13 protein-coding genes are annotated in these 13409 nt (G+C 69.3%); 8 read left to right on the forward strand and 5 right to left on the reverse strand.

Annotated features, from left to right (window positions below; genetic code table 11):
- The first annotated feature begins 14 nt into the window (after window positions 1–14).
- Genes AB0B64_RS29675 through AB0B64_RS29685 form a run of 3 tightly spaced genes read left to right on the forward strand, consistent with a single transcriptional unit; the run spans window position 15 to window position 2814 of the window.
- Complete coding sequence (locus tag AB0B64_RS29675) at window positions 15–920, forward strand: carbohydrate ABC transporter permease (protein ID WP_358181192.1); 906 nt, start codon at window positions 15–17, stop codon at window positions 918–920.
- Between the two features lie 4 nt (window positions 921–924).
- Window positions 925–1908, forward strand: coding sequence for an aldo/keto reductase (locus AB0B64_RS29680; RefSeq protein WP_357945190.1), 984 nt, complete (start codon window positions 925–927; stop codon window positions 1906–1908).
- A 21-nt stretch (window positions 1909–1929) separates the two neighbouring features.
- Window positions 1930–2814: an aldo/keto reductase gene (locus tag AB0B64_RS29685; RefSeq protein ID WP_357945187.1), complete on the forward strand. Its 885-nt coding sequence runs from the start codon at window positions 1930–1932 to the stop codon at window positions 2812–2814.
- Here the strand turns inward: AB0B64_RS29685 and AB0B64_RS29690 are convergent.
- The 3 genes from AB0B64_RS29690 to AB0B64_RS29700 all read right to left on the reverse strand — a co-directional run bounded on the left by AB0B64_RS29690 (window position 2807) and on the right by AB0B64_RS29700 (window position 7168).
- On the reverse strand, window positions 2807–3403 hold the full coding sequence (locus AB0B64_RS29690; protein ID WP_357945185.1) for a class I SAM-dependent methyltransferase: 597 nt from the start codon (window positions 3401–3403) through the stop codon (window positions 2807–2809). The two genes, AB0B64_RS29685 and AB0B64_RS29690, sit on opposite strands and share 8 nt — an antisense overlap.
- A gap of 11 nt (window positions 3404–3414) precedes the next feature.
- On the reverse strand, window positions 3415–5760 hold the full coding sequence (locus AB0B64_RS29695; RefSeq protein ID WP_358181195.1) for a penicillin acylase family protein: 2346 nt from the start codon (window positions 5758–5760) through the stop codon (window positions 3415–3417).
- A gap of 151 nt (window positions 5761–5911) precedes the next feature.
- Window positions 5912–7168, reverse strand: a complete 1257-nt coding sequence (locus tag AB0B64_RS29700) for an alpha/beta hydrolase (RefSeq protein WP_358181198.1) — start codon at window positions 7166–7168, stop codon at window positions 5912–5914.
- A gap of 242 nt (window positions 7169–7410) precedes the next feature.
- On the opposite strand from AB0B64_RS29700, the gene AB0B64_RS29705 reads away from it, so the two are divergent.
- Together AB0B64_RS29705 and AB0B64_RS29710 are read left to right on the forward strand one after the other, a co-directional pair.
- Window positions 7411–8715: a histidine kinase gene (locus AB0B64_RS29705; RefSeq protein ID WP_357945178.1), complete on the forward strand. Its 1305-nt coding sequence runs from the start codon at window positions 7411–7413 to the stop codon at window positions 8713–8715.
- Window positions 8700–9416, forward strand: a complete 717-nt coding sequence (locus tag AB0B64_RS29710; protein WP_357945176.1) for a response regulator transcription factor — start codon at window positions 8700–8702, stop codon at window positions 9414–9416. Before AB0B64_RS29705 ends, AB0B64_RS29710 begins: the two co-directional genes overlap by 16 nt.
- Window positions 9417–9538: 122 nt before the next feature.
- Here AB0B64_RS29710 and AB0B64_RS29715 read toward each other — a convergent pair whose 3' ends face one another.
- Window positions 9539–10207 carry a L,D-transpeptidase family protein gene (locus AB0B64_RS29715; protein WP_357639797.1) on the reverse strand — a complete coding sequence of 223 codons (669 nt, stop codon included), beginning with the start codon at window positions 10205–10207 and terminating at the stop codon, window positions 9539–9541.
- A 282-nt stretch (window positions 10208–10489) separates the two neighbouring features.
- On the opposite strand from AB0B64_RS29715, the gene AB0B64_RS29720 reads away from it, so the two are divergent.
- From AB0B64_RS29720 to AB0B64_RS29730, 3 genes are all read left to right on the forward strand, one after another.
- Window positions 10490–10966 (forward strand): YbaK/EbsC family protein, encoded by a 477-nt coding sequence (locus tag AB0B64_RS29720; protein ID WP_357945173.1) that lies wholly within the window; start codon window positions 10490–10492, stop codon window positions 10964–10966.
- A 10-nt stretch (window positions 10967–10976) separates the two neighbouring features.
- Window positions 10977–11537 (forward strand): GNAT family N-acetyltransferase, encoded by a 561-nt coding sequence (locus AB0B64_RS29725; RefSeq protein WP_358181201.1) that lies wholly within the window; start codon window positions 10977–10979, stop codon window positions 11535–11537.
- Between the two features lie 211 nt (window positions 11538–11748).
- On the forward strand, window positions 11749–12261 hold the full coding sequence (locus AB0B64_RS29730; RefSeq protein WP_358181204.1) for a hypothetical protein: 513 nt from the start codon (window positions 11749–11751) through the stop codon (window positions 12259–12261).
- A 352-nt stretch (window positions 12262–12613) separates the two neighbouring features.
- Here AB0B64_RS29730 and AB0B64_RS29735 read toward each other — a convergent pair.
- Window positions 12614–13409, reverse strand: a 796-nt coding sequence (locus tag AB0B64_RS29735) for a transposase (protein WP_358181206.1), incomplete at its 5' end; no start/stop codon positions are given.

Here is a 13409-nt window from a genome sequence, read left to right on the forward strand (position 1 = left end):
AGAGGAGGGCCGGGATGCTGGTCGAGACGAAGGCCGCCCCCGACATCCGGCGGCCGGGGCGCGCCGCCATAACCGCCGGTCAGGCCGAGCGCATCAGACGGGCCCAGCGGGCGGGCGCGTACGTGCTGCTCATCGCGGCCACCGGCGTGTTCCTGCTGCCGTTCCTCTGGATGGTGACGACGTCGCTGAAGTCGGACGCGGAGAACCTGGCCTTCCCGCCCCAGTTCCTGCCCGACTCCTTCCACTTCGAGAACTACACCCGAGGCTGGAGCGGGAACCTGCCCTTCACCCGGTTCCTGCTCAACACCGTCCTGATCACGGCCCTGTCGATGGCCGGCAACCTGATCTCGTGTGTCCTGCCCGCCTACGCCTTCGCCAGGATGCGGGCCCGGCTGGGCGCCGTCCTGTTCGCGCTCATGCTGGGCACGATGATGATCCCGCGCGAGATCACGCTGGTGCCGAAGTACATCCTGTTCGCCAAGCTGGGCTGGGTGGACACCTACCTGCCGCTGATCGTGCCGGAGTTCTTCGGGGTGGCGCTGTACATCTTCCTGCTGCGCCAGTTCTTCACCACGATCCCGCAGGAGCTCATCGACGCGGCCCGAATCGACGGCGCGTCGGAGTGGCGGATCCTGTGGAAGATCATGCTTCCGCTGTCGAAGCCGGCGCTGGCCGCGATCATGCTGTTCTCGTTCGTCGGCAACTGGAACCAGTATCTGGAGTCGGTGATCTACCTGCGGACCACCGAGAAGTTCACCATCCCCCTGGGCCTCGGGATGTTCTCCGGCCAGTACGCCACCCAGTACAACCAGATGATGGCCGTCTCGATCATCGCGATGATGCCGATTGTCGTACTGTTCTTCATTGCCCAGAAAACGTTCATCCGGGGCGTGACGCTGACCGGAATAGCGGGAAGGTGAGCTGTTGAACTACGAACGCCAGCCGTACAGGAGATGTGGCCGCAGCGGTCTGCGACTGCCCGCGGTCTCGCTGGGCCTGTGGCACAACTTCGGCGGCGGCAAGCCGCTGGACAGCCAGCGGGCGATCCTGCACAAGGCGCTCGACCTTGGCATCACCCATTTCGACATCGCCGACAGGTACGGTCCGCCGCTCGGCGCCGCCGAGTCGACGTTCGGCACGATCTTCCGCCAGGACCTGCGCGGCCACCGCGACGAGATCGTGGTCACCACCAAGGGCAGCAACCCCATGTGGGACGGCCCCTACGGCAAGGGCAACTCGCGCAAGCACCTGCTGGCCACGCTCGATCGCTCGCTGGACCGGCTCGGCCTGGACTTCGTGGACATCTTCTACCTGCACCGCGACGACGAGGAGACGCCGCTGGAAGAGCAGGTGAGCACGCTCGACCACATGGTGCGCACCGGCCGCGTCCTCTACGCCGGGGTCTCCAACTTCTCCCCCGAGCGTACGGCGGCGGCCGCCCGGCTGCTGCGCGAGCTCGGCACCCCGCTGATCGTGCACCAGCCCTCGTATTCCCTCCTCAACCGGCGCATCGAGGAGTCACTGCTGGGCGTGCTGGAGCAGGAGGGCGTCGGCTGCGTCGTCTACTCACCGCTGGCGCAGGGCCTGCTGACCGACCGCTACCTGGACGGCATCCCGGCGGACTCGCGGGCGGCCGAGGGGCGCTTCCTGACCACTGACCGGGTCACGCCCGAAGTGCTGGCCTTCGTCCGCGCCCTGGGCGAGCTCGCCTCGGCCCGCGGGCAGTCGGTGGCCCAGCTGGCGCTGGCCTGGGCGCTGCGCGACCCGCGCATCACGTCGGTCCTGGTGGGCGCGTCGAGCCCCGAGCAACTGGAGGCGAACGTCGCGGCCGTCGACCGGCTCGACTTCACCGACGACGAACTGGCCCAGATCGACCGAGCCGCCAAGGAAGCGGGTGTCGATGCGTAGCAGGCTTCATCTGGCGTCGGCGTGATAGCCCTCCCCAGGGTGGGCCTGGGCGGCGGACCCCTCGGGAACTACCTCCATCCCATCTCCGACGCCCAGGCCCAGGCCGTCATCGACACGGCCTGGGCGGCCGGGGTCCGCTACTTCGACACGGCCCCGTTCTACGGCTTCGGGCTGGCCGAGCAGCGCCTGGGCAAGGCGCTGCGCGGCCGCCCCCGGTCGGAGTACCTCCTGTCGACCAAGGTCGGCCGTCTGGTCCGGCCCGGCGCCAACGGGTCGCCCGGAGCGGGCATCTTCGCGGTGCCCGACGATCGGCACGTCGAGTGGGACTTCACCCGCGACGGCGTCCTGCGCAGCGTCTCGGACTCCCTGGAGCGCCTCGGCCTGGACCGGATCGACATTCTGCTCATCCACGACCCCGACCACCACTGGCCGCAGGCCCTGGACGAGGCGTACCCCGCCCTGGCCGACCTGCGCGCCCAGGGTGTGGTGCGGGCGATCGGCGTCGGCATGAACCAGTCGCGGATGCTCGTCGACTTCGTCAAGCGCGCCGACCCGGACCTCCTGCTCGCCGCCAACCAGTGCACGCTGCTGCGCCGGTCGGCGTTCGAGGAGCTGTTGCCCCTGTGCCAGGAGCGCGACATCCCCGTCGTCGCGGCCAGCCTGTTGCACCGTGGCGAGCTGGCCGGGCCGCCGGCCGACGCCTCCGAGGAGGTGCGGCGGATCGCGGCGGCGTGTCAGGAGCACGAGGTGCCGATCACGGCCGCGGCCCTGCAGTTCCCGTTCCGGCATCCCGCGGTGCACTCGATCCTGGTCGGCGCCCACGAACCAGGCCAGATCACCGCCAACCTGGCCGCCTTGCGCCATTCCGTACCTGACGCCCTGTGGCAGGACCTGGGACCTAGCTGATCGGCTCTTTGTAGACGAGCAGGTAGCGCCAGAACAGCAGGCGGCGGATCGAGGCTCCGGGCAGCAGCGTCGCCGCCTCGGCGGTGATCTCCGGCAGCGTCATCATGGCTTTGGCGACCACCATCTCGGTGGGAGCCTCCGCCTCCTGCGGCCGGGCCGCTGAAAGGAGGCGCGCGACCGCGTTCACCGGCGCCGCGCACAGACTGACCGCGTAGTCCGCGGGTGTGCTCTCCCGATAGCAGCCGAGGATCGCGAGCACCCCGCCGGGCGCGAGCGATCGGCGTAACAGGCTGACCGTCTCGAAGGGCACATGGTGGATGCTGGCCAGGCACGAGACGAAGTCGTACTTGCCGCGCGGCAGCTCGGCCACCGCGATGTCGGCCCGCTCGTACCGTACGGGACCCGGGATCGAGCGGGCCGCCTCGACGGCCTCGGCGGAGGAGTCGATCGCGTCGACCACCAGCCCCTTCGCGGCCAGCCGCCGCGCGAACAGCCCGGTCCCGCAGCCCACGTCCAGGGCGGTCCCGGCGCCCTCGGGGATCTGCTTGAGCAGAAGCGGATGATAGTGGTCATTGTGACTGAACGACATGGCACGCAAAGCTACCGCTGCGGAAGCAGCTTGATCGTGCTTTCGGCGTGCCGTTCCACCTGGGCGCGGCTGTACAGCAGCGGGAAGTAGTCGCTCGTCCGCCAGCGCTCCGCCAGATCCCGGTAGTGCGGGCTGCGCGGATCGCCGGACTGGCCGGGGGCGTTGACCGCGCGGGAGTCGTCCCACTTGCCGACGTCGAGCACCATCTTGAACGACGCTCCGGACGACTGCTGGTAGGTGGCGGCGTTGTAGGAGGAGGCGTCCACCGTGTACGCCGAGCCGCCCCGGGGGAAGGGACCCACGTTCGCGCCGACAGGGCTGGTGAACTCCGTGTACTGCAGCGCGCCCCACTTCCACAGCCGCGGGTCGGCACCGAGCCGCCCGGCGACCTCGCGGTAGGCGGCGGCCAGTGTCGTGGCCAGCAGGTCGTCCCGCGCGGCCTTACCTCCGGTCCCGAACCAGCGTTCCGGGTTCTCCAGCGCGTCGATCAGCACGCGGACGTCGAGCACGGGGATGGCGTCCGCCACCGCCGGCGGCAGCACCGCGCGGCGGACGGCGGGCACGAGGTGACGTGAGAACCACGGCTCGAACAGGGCCGCCTCCGGCGAATCCGCGTCCGTCGCCCCGTCCCAGGGCCGGAGCAGCGTCAGCGCCCGCTGGGTGTCCGGATCCGCGCTCGTCAGGCCGGCGAGCAGGCGCACGATCCGCTGGGCGGGCTTGGACACCTTGTCGGCCTGCAGGCGGATCGAGTCATCGACCGAACTCCTCGGCCTCGCCGCGAGCACCTCGTCGATCCGCTGCTTGCGGTAGGGAGGATCCCACTCGAACCCCACCTGGACCGGGTGGTTCGCGGGCAGGTCGAACTCGTTCGCCGAAGAGATCAGCCCTCGCGGCGGATTGTAGGAGCGGGGCAGGCGGGCGCCGTCGTAGAAGCCCTTCCATTCGTAGCGGCCGTCGCCCGGCACGGGCAGCAGGCCGTCATAGCCGGTGCGCCGGGGGGTGAGGCCGCCGGGCACCCAGCCGATGTTGCCGGAGGTGTCGGCGTACACCTGGTTCTCGGGCGGGCCGCCCCAGGTGCTCATCGCCGCGGCGAACTGCTTGAAGTCGCGGGCGCCCATGTACGTCAGGCTGCCGAAGTAGGGCGACGTGCCGGGCTCCAGCCAGGTGGTGCGCAGGGCGTACGCGAGGTTGCGCTGCTTGTCGATCTTGAGCACGGGGCCGTGCCTGGTGAAGGGCAACTCCACGTCGACCGGCGAGCCGCCCGCGACCGGCACCTTCTCGGTGATCGTCGTGAAGCGCTCCCAGCCGTCGCCGTACCGGTACCTGCCCGGGTCGGCGGGGTCGAGCTGGTAGACGTAGAGGTCTTCCTGGTCGGTGCCGAAGATGGTCAGGCCGAACGCGACCGTGCCGTTGTGCCCGATCGAGATCCCCGGAAGCGCGGGTTCACCGGCCCCGATGACGTCGATCCCGGGCGCCGACAGATGGGCCATGTAGCGCAGGGAGGGCGCCGTCAACGACCGGTGCGGGTCGCCGGCCAGGATGGGACGGCCTGTCGCGGAGCGGCCCGGCGAGACCGCCCAGCTGTTGCTGCCCTCACTGGCCGCGGGGTCGGCAGGGGCCAGGCGTAGCGCGCCGTTCTGGAAGACCACGCCCCGCGTGGCCAGATCGTAGGTTCGCAGCACGTCCACGGGCACGAAGCAGGGATCGAGCCCTTTGGGCAGAGTCGTGGTGTGTTCGGGTTCCAGCTGCCACAGGGCTTCGGCGGCCTCGATTCCGCCCGCGCAGGCGATGAGCGAGCGGAGCACCTCGCTGAAGACGTTCTTGGAGATGCCGTGGCTTCTGATCCGCACCACGTCCTCCGGCCGCCAGAGCGCGGGCGGGTATCCCAGCTGCCGGAACTCGGGCGGCATGCGGTCCGGATTCCGTTCGAGCCACCGTACGTAGGCGTTGACGCCCTCGGTGAAGCGGGTCGCCGCCTGCCTGGCTCCGGGGCCGTAGCTCGCCCATTCCCGGTCCATGTTCCCGCGATACAGGAACATCCTCGTCGCCTTGTCCTGCTCCACGTACGCGGAGCCGAACACCGCGGAGAGCTCTCCCAGACCGCGGCGGCGCCAGAGGTCGATCTGGAACAGCCGGTCCCTGGCGGCGTTGAACCCCTGGGCGAGGAAGAGGTCGTCGGTGTTTCGGGCGTAGATGTGCGGCACACCCCACTCGTCCACCACCAGCTCGACCGGCTGCCTGAGCCCCGGGACGACCTGCTCCGTGGCCTGCCGTGACTGCGCCACGACCGGCGGCGCGGTCAGGCTCAGCACAAGGACGGCGGCCAGCGCCGCTCCGGCGCGCAGGCGTCTCCGCATGGCACAGCACCTCTCGGTGGGGTGTGGGACTCCATGACAGGACGCTTGCGGTGATTTCGGCCAGCGAATTCCGGATATTTAGGGGGCACAGCGGAGGAAATGTCCGATGAACCCCCTCCGCACCTCATCTGTAGGGGTCGGGTAGGGGTGGCTAGGCGCACGCCTTCTGCTCGACCTCACACAGCTTGACTTCGGGGAAACGGGGTGACCGCTCGTCGAACAGCGGCTGCGGCTTCGTGCGCAGGTGCAGGTCGAAGAACGCCGCCACGTACGTACGGGTGATCCCCATAGAGCGGGCAGGAGGCAGGTCGGTGTTCCGGTAGATCCCGATCTGTTCGCCCAGCACGGCGATGTCGGTGAACGAGACGTGCTCCGCCCCCGCCACCACGAGCCAGCGCTTCCATCCCGTCAGGTTCTGCCAGACGCTGTCCCATGAGACGTCCTTTCCGCCCGGGCTGTGTTTCGCCTGCGTGCCCAGGAAGAGGAACGGCCGCGACAACCCGCTCTTCGGAACCGGGACGAACGCGGTGCCGTCGATGTCGATCCCGGCGCGTACCCTCGGGTCCTTGAGCATGGCGCCCACGGCGCTCGCGCCGCCCGCCGAGTGACCGGCCATCGCGATTCTGGACGGGTCGATCAGCGCGGCGCTCTTCCATTGGGGGTGTGCGCGCGTCAGCGCGTCCAGCACGAAGGACACGTCGGCCGCCCGGGTCGCGCCAACCTTGTCCCAGAATGTCTGGTCCTTCTCCTTGACCTCGCAGGCCACGCAGGTGGTGATCCGGCCGCCGGGAAAACTCGTCGCGGTCTCGTACGTGTGGCCGATGGAGACCACCGCGTACCCTCTGCTCGCCAGGTCCTCGGCCAGTGCGGTGAGCGAGCTCCGTGGCTCGGTGAAGCCAGTGGAGAGCACCACCAGCGGCAGCCCGCGCCGACGACCCGCGGGTTCGGCGTCGGTGGTCGCGTTCGTCCGTGTCTTGCTCAGCAGGTCGAGCGGCAGATCGGTTATCTCCCCCTCTTTCATGAGAAGTTCTGATTCCTTGGGCGTCATGTACGGAGCCGGCTTCCGGCCGCGGGACTTCGCCGGGTACCACAGGGAGACCATGAGCTCCCTCGCCTTCACGCTGGGCACCCAGGGGTCGGCGCGGGAGGTGTCCTTGAGGTACAAGGACGTGGTGCCGACCGGCTGGGATCCGGTCGGCTTGGGGAGGTACGGCGTGCCGCTCCGGAGAGACGCCTGACCGGCGGAGGCGGGCCTGGCGGGGTTCGGCGACGTCGTACGCGCGGGGCCGTCGGCCCGGGCCGGTCCGGCCGCGGAGGCGGGGGCGCAGGAGGTGACGGCCGCGAAGGCGAGCAGAGCCGCGACGGCGATGACGCCTCGGCGCGGCGTCGGATTCATCACATGACCCATGAACTGCTGTCCTTCCGGATGAGAGCGGCCGCCTCGATGGAGTCTCCACGGGCGGCCGATGGCAGCAAGCAAGCTATGCGCGGAGCAGATCCGCCCGCGTCGTCTGTCATGCCGATATCGGCCCCTTCATCGGGACGACTCCCAGCCGTGTCATCCCTGCGATGTACTCCTGGAGGACGTCGGGCCCGGTCACAGAGGCTGACGCGGACGTACCGCGCAGTCGGGACAATGCATCAGTGACAGTGAGCGAACGACGTGGATGGTGGCAGCTCGGGCTGGATGTGCTGCGCCCCGAGCAGAAACCCGCCCGGCCCTCGCGCCGGTTACTCCTCGCCGACCTACTGCTCGCGATCCTCCTGACCGTTGTCGCGGTGGCCGCGACGGCGAGCACGACCGACGGTGATCTCCGCCGCGTCGACGTGCGACAGCACTCCCTGATGGAGCCCTTGCGACTGCGGCCCGCTCCTCAGCCACGAAGCGGCGATGTCCGGCCCGACCGTTTGGTACGGCCCGCCGACGACCCGTCGGGCCCGCTTCCCCTCCTGGTGGTTCTGACGGCGTTGCCGCTGGCGGTACGGCGGCTGTATCCGCTGACCACCTTCGGGGTGGTGCTGGTCGCGGCATTGGCCACGGCCGACGACGCGACCTGGATCACCGTGCTGACGTTCGCCATCGCCGCCTATGGCGCCGTGGCCCACAGTCGTTACCGGGCGCTGGCGATGGGCGGCATCGTCCTCGCGACCGTCCTGGCCGGCGCGGCCTTCAAGGACTCCGTGCCGCCGTTGCCGAGCTGGCTCGGCCCGTTCGTGGTACTGCTCAGCGCTGGAGTCGCCGCGAGTTTCGGCCGGTTCTGGAGGCGACAGCTCGACGCCCTGCGGCAGGCTCAGGAGGAGGACATGCGCCGGGCCGTCGAGGTGGAGCGCTCCCGGATCGCCGGCGAACTCCACGACGTCGTCACCCACAATGTGAACGTGATGGTCATCCAGGCCGGAGCGGCGCGCAAGGTCATGGACGCGGCGCCGGATCGGTCGAAGCAGGCCATGCTGGCGGTCGAGGCCAGCGGCCGGGCCGCCATGGCCGAACTCCGCCACGTCATGGGCCTGCTGGCCGGTCCGGAAAGCGCGCGGGCGGTGGGCAGCGCCGACGGGCTCGAACCACAACCGGGACTCGACCAGCTGGACTCCTTGATCAAACGGGTCCGCGAAGCCGGAATACCGGTCAGCGTCGAGGTCTCTCCACCGCCCGGCCCGCTGCCGCCGGGGGTGGACCTGGCCGCGTACCGCGTCGTACAGGAGGCCCTGACCAACACCATCAAGCACGCGGCCGGCGCCGCGGCGGCCGTAACGATCGGCCACAGCGGCGACTGGCTGGAGATCGAGGTCACCGACACCGGCGGCAGGCGGGCGACGCACGCCGGAGACGGCCAGGGCCGGGGCCTGGTCGGGCTACGCGAACGGCTCGCGCTCTACGACGGCACCCTGGAGGCGGGACCAAGGAGCGGCGGCGGCTACCAGATCAAGGCGAGGCTTCCATGGACGATCACATGAACCGGCCGCTGCGCGTGGTCATCGCCGACGACCAGGCGCTGGTACGCAGCGGGTTCGGGATGATCCTCGCCGCCGACGGCATCGAGGTGGCGGCCGAGGCGGCCAACGGCGCCGAAGCCGTCGCCGCGGTCCGGCGCACCCGGCCCGACGTCGTGCTGATGGACATCCGGATGCCGGAGATGGACGGCCTCGAAGCCACCCGGCAGATCATGGCAGGCGCCGCGGACGAGACCCGCGTCCTCATCCTGACCACCTACGACCTCGATCACTATGTCTATGCGGCGCTCACCATGGGGGCCAGCGCGTTCCTGCTCAAGGACGTCACCCCCGAGCACCTGGTGGCCGCGGTGCGCCTGGTCCGCGCGGGTGACGCCCTGCTCGCCCCGTCGATCACCCGCCGCCTGGTCGAACGCTTCGCCCGCCGCGACGAGGCCAGGGCGGCCGTCCACCGCGACCTGTCGGAGCTGACGCCCCGGGAGTTGGAGGTGCTGCGCCTGCTCGCCACCGGGCTGAGCAACGCCGAACTCGCCGACCGGCTGAGCCTCAGCCCGACGACGGTGAAGACCCACGTCGCGCGCATCCTGTCCAAGCTCGGCCTCAGGGACCGGGTTCAGGCGGTCGTACTGGCGTACGAGACGGGGTTGATCACCCCCGGCTCCCCCGCCGACGGGCCGCCAGGGAGCCCGCGGGGGCCGTCGTAAGCGCCGGACCCTCTCACGACGAGACCGTCCTGCAACGATCATCCGCAGGGCCCGGGATGCCGAAAGGTCCGCGAACCTCGGGCGAGAACTTCCCGAAGCTCACGGACCTGTCACCGGCGAGGCTAGCGTCGCACGTGCACCGGCACGCCCTTGCCCAGCAGCCCGGGCAGCTCGACCGCCACGTTCATCGGCATTCGCACGCACCCGTGCGACGCCGGGTACAGCGGCACCGACAGCGCGCCGTGGAACGCGATGCCGCCGTTGAAGAAGATCGGGTTGTACAGCTGCCCCAGGTACGACCTGTGCCAGCCCTTGGCCCGCCACGTCGTCTTGTAGTCGCCCGTGGGCGTCCTGGCCGAGCCGCAGAAGCGCTGGCTCTTGCCCTGCCACTTCGCCGTTTCGCAGTACGGGACGCCGCTGCCGGACGAGATGTGGGTGATCAGCTTCACCTGGCCGTCGACGTACAGGACCATGATCTGCTTGGTCAGGTTGACCTCGGCGCGGGTCGGCTTGCCGTTCTTGACCAGGACCTTGGGGGTCCTGGGGTTCTCCAGCGCGGTCCACGTGCGCTTGGCGATCGTGCTGGTGGGCCGGATGCCGTTCACCTTCTGGAAGGCCCACACGGCGGTCATCGTGGACCCGCCGTAGCTGCCGTCGGCCCGGCCCGGACGGTAGCCGAGCTCCTTGAGGCGCGTCTGCAGCCAGGTGACCGCTTTGCCCTTGGCGCCCAGCTTGAGGGTCTTCTTGGGCGCGGCGACGGTCGTGGTGGGCCCGGCCTCGGAGGCCGCCACAGTCGGCGGCGCCGCGGTGGGTGTCGTTGTGATGGGTGTCGTTGTGATGGGTGTCGTTGTGATGGGTGTCGTTGTGATGGAAACGATCGCGGGCGCGGCCGCCGACCGCGCATGGGTGACGGTCGTACCGCACCCCGTCAGGACTAGGGCGCCAGCCGTCAAGAGAGCAGCCACGCCGGGCAGCCGTCGGTCCCCCACCCGTACCACCTCTCAAACCATGAACATTCTTATCAAAGGACCATGTCAGGTTAATGCAATGGTCAACCTGTTTAGAGTGTGCCCATGCCTGAGAAGTTGCCTGCCAACGCCGTTCTGGTGGAAACCGCCCTCCGCGCGCTAGGTGCTGAGGGAGAAATCATCGTATTGCCGGAAAAAGCCCCCACTGCGGCCACCGCCGCCGCGCAGGTCGGCTGTGAGGTCGGCGCCATCGCCAACAGCCTCATCTTCGACGCGGACGGCACGCCGCTCCTCGTCATGACCAGCGGCGCGCACCGCGTCGACGTCGAGCTGATCGCCCGCACGGCGGGGGTCCAGAAGGTACGGCGGGCGACACCGGAGTTCGTCAGGGCGGCGACGGGCCAGCCGATCGGCGGCGTCGCGCCCGTCGGGCATCCGGCCCCGGTGCGGACCCTGGTGGACAACTGGCTGAGCAAGCACGAGGTCGTATGGGCCGCCGGCGGGCATCCGCTCACGGTCTTTCCCACCACATTCGATGAGCTGGTGCGGATCACCGGTGGCACCCCCGTCGACGTCGAGTAGTGTGCGACGCGTGATCGAGTTTCGTGGGGCGGGACAGGCGGAGTTCACCGAACACCTGGACACGGTGATCGGCATCTACGCCGCCGCCATGCGCCCGCCCGCGGACCAGATCACCGGCCGCAAGGCCATCATGCGGAATCACGGGACATACCCATATTTCCAGTGCTATTTCGCTGAATTGCGTGGGGAGTCGGAGGCGTACCCCCCGAAGATCGTCGGCTTCGCCTACGGCTTCCGGGGCGCGCCGGGCCAGTGGTGGCACGACGTCGTGTTCCGCGCGCTGGAGAACCAGGCGGGCAGGGAGGTCGCCGACGCCTGGCTGGGCAACGCGTTCGAACTGGCCGAGATCCACCTGCACCCCGACTACCAGGGCAAGGGCATCGGCCGGGCCATGATCGCCACGCTGTGCGCGGGCCGCCGCGAGCGTTCGGCGGTCCTGTCCACCCACGACCGCCCCACCACGGCCCGCCACCTGTACGCCAGCATGGGGTTCACCGATCTGCTGAGCCCGTTCCTCTTCCCGGGCGGCTACGAGCAGTACGCGATCGTGGGCAGACCCCTCCCCCTGTGACCACGACGGCTTTTGACCACGGCGGCTTGACCCCAGCGCGGCCCTGACCCGGTTCGTTCCAGGTTCGTACCAGCGCGGCTCCGCTCTGTTCGCCACGCCACCGACATAATAAAGACGATCAACCTGACGCCCCCATCCGCGTCAATCCCGGGCACCTCCCCCTGCACCGACGCCCACGTCACACCACCCGGACGTCCGGCAGGAGGAACCTATGCGTCTCGTCACACGAATCGGAGTGGCCGCCACTCTCCTGGTGAGCCAGGGCACTCCACCCGAGCCGACCGCCACCCCCGCACCTACGCCCACACCCACATCGACCGCGAACACCAACAAGAAGAGCTCCAAGACCGCCATCCCCCCGGAGCTGAAGAACGTCCCGTCGCTCCGCGTCCTCCCCTGGGATCCCCGCCAGGCCAGCCACGTCCGGATCTTCGTGCACTGCCCGCCGAAGGCGAATCACGCGCTCATCGGCTCCACCGCGTTCGCCCTGAAGGGTTCGAGGCGCCTCTACCGGGAGGTGGGGCTGGGACTCTCCGACCGGGGTCTGGCGCACCGCGCCGTGTCCATCTCCTACTCCGCCCTGCCTGGGTTCCATGGCGCGCACCTGAAGTGCGTGAAGGTCAAGATGAACCAGAAGACACGCATCAGGCGCATCCGAGTGCTCGGCCGGGATGCCACGCCTCTCTACGTGCGCAGGTTCAGCATCTGGCAGTTCTTCGACTAGAGCGGAGAACGAACCGGCGTGTCATTGGCCGTCTCGTGACTTGTGGTTTGCCGCCCGTCACTCTGGGCAATCTTCACTACGTAGGGCAACCGGCCATCCGCCCGATCCCCCTGCGGGCGGAGCACCGGCACGAGGTCCCCTCACCGAGGGTCGTTCTTCTTCTCCCACGAAAGAGCTATCCCTCCCCAGGGACCCCGACCGCGACGGACCGCCTTCCTCCACTCCGCCGGACCGTCACAGGGGTCGCACCAAAGGATCTAGACGGCCAAGGGACGAGTCGTAACGGGCGGCGGCAAGCCGGGGAACCTCTTGACCTGCTCCCCGCCCTGAAGGGGCGGGGATTCCCGTGCCGCTATGCGGCAGCTCGTGCCGCTTGCGCGGCCCGTGCTGTGGGACGGGGTGCTTGACGTTTCGCGGACCCGGGTGGGTCTCCACGCCCTGAGACGACCAGCCCGGCCGCCTGTCCTTTGCTCTTGATGTTCCTCGCCCCGATGATGTCGGCGTGCTCGGTGTGCCCGCAAGAGGTGCAGGAGAAGATCGCTTGGCTCTTGCGGCTCTTCTCGTCCACCTTCCCGCACGCAGGTTCCGGGCACGTCTGGGACGTGTACACAGGGTTGATCTTATGGATGACGCTGCCGGTATAGCGGGCCTTGGAGCGGAGAGCGACTTCCAGCCCGTACCAGCCCTTGTCGAGAATCGCCGTGTTGAGCCCGGATTTCGCCGCCGCGCCGTTGCGCAGGAACCTGCCCGGCCAGTCGGGGTCGGGCTTCGGCTTGACGGCCGCGCTCATGCCCTTGGTGTTCAGGTCTTCGATGACCACGTGCCCGTAGGCGCGGGTGAGCCGGTGCGCGGCTTGGGCGTTGAAGTCAGCGCGCCGCCACCGCACTCGCCGCATGACCTCACTCATCGCAGCCCTGACCCTCTTGCGGCGCCTCGATCCCTTCTGCGTGCGGGCGAGTCGGCGTTGCAACCGCAGATACCGTTCCGCTTCGCCGGGCGTGACATACCCCAGGTCGCCCTGCCGGTCCCGTTTCGTCTCCCGGGGCAGCTGCCGGGAGGAGACACCGCTGGTTCCGGCGTGGCGGCGGTCGAAGAACTCCCCGTCCGAGGTCACGGCGGCCGTGACCACCCCCCGGTCCACGCCCACC

Origin of the sequence: Nonomuraea sp. NPDC049129 (assembly GCF_040648495.1) — a bacterium.
In the GTDB taxonomy this organism is placed as follows: Bacteria; Actinomycetota; Actinomycetes; order Streptosporangiales; family Streptosporangiaceae; genus Nonomuraea.

Bases quoted from the DNA above. Each gene is read 5' to 3' on its own strand.
- AB0B64_RS29695 (WP_358181195.1), bottom strand. From the start codon at position 5,760: ATGCGGAGACGCCTGCGCGCCGGAGCGGCGCTGGCCGCCGTCCTTGTG.
- AB0B64_RS29690 (WP_357945185.1), bottom strand. From the start codon at position 3,403: ATGTCGTTCAGTCACAATGACCACTATCATCCGCTTCTGCTCAAGCAG.
- AB0B64_RS29730 (WP_358181204.1), top strand. From the start codon at position 11,749: ATGCGTCTCGTCACACGAATCGGAGTGGCCGCCACTCTCCTGGTGAGC.
- AB0B64_RS29720 (WP_357945173.1), top strand. From the start codon at position 10,490: ATGCCTGAGAAGTTGCCTGCCAACGCCGTTCTGGTGGAAACCGCCCTC.
- AB0B64_RS29710 (WP_357945176.1), top strand. From the start codon at position 8,700: ATGGACGATCACATGAACCGGCCGCTGCGCGTGGTCATCGCCGACGAC.
- AB0B64_RS29675 (WP_358181192.1), top strand. From the start codon at position 15: ATGCTGGTCGAGACGAAGGCCGCCCCCGACATCCGGCGGCCGGGGCGC.
- AB0B64_RS29700 (WP_358181198.1), bottom strand. From the start codon at position 7,168: ATGGGTCATGTGATGAATCCGACGCCGCGCCGAGGCGTCATCGCCGTC.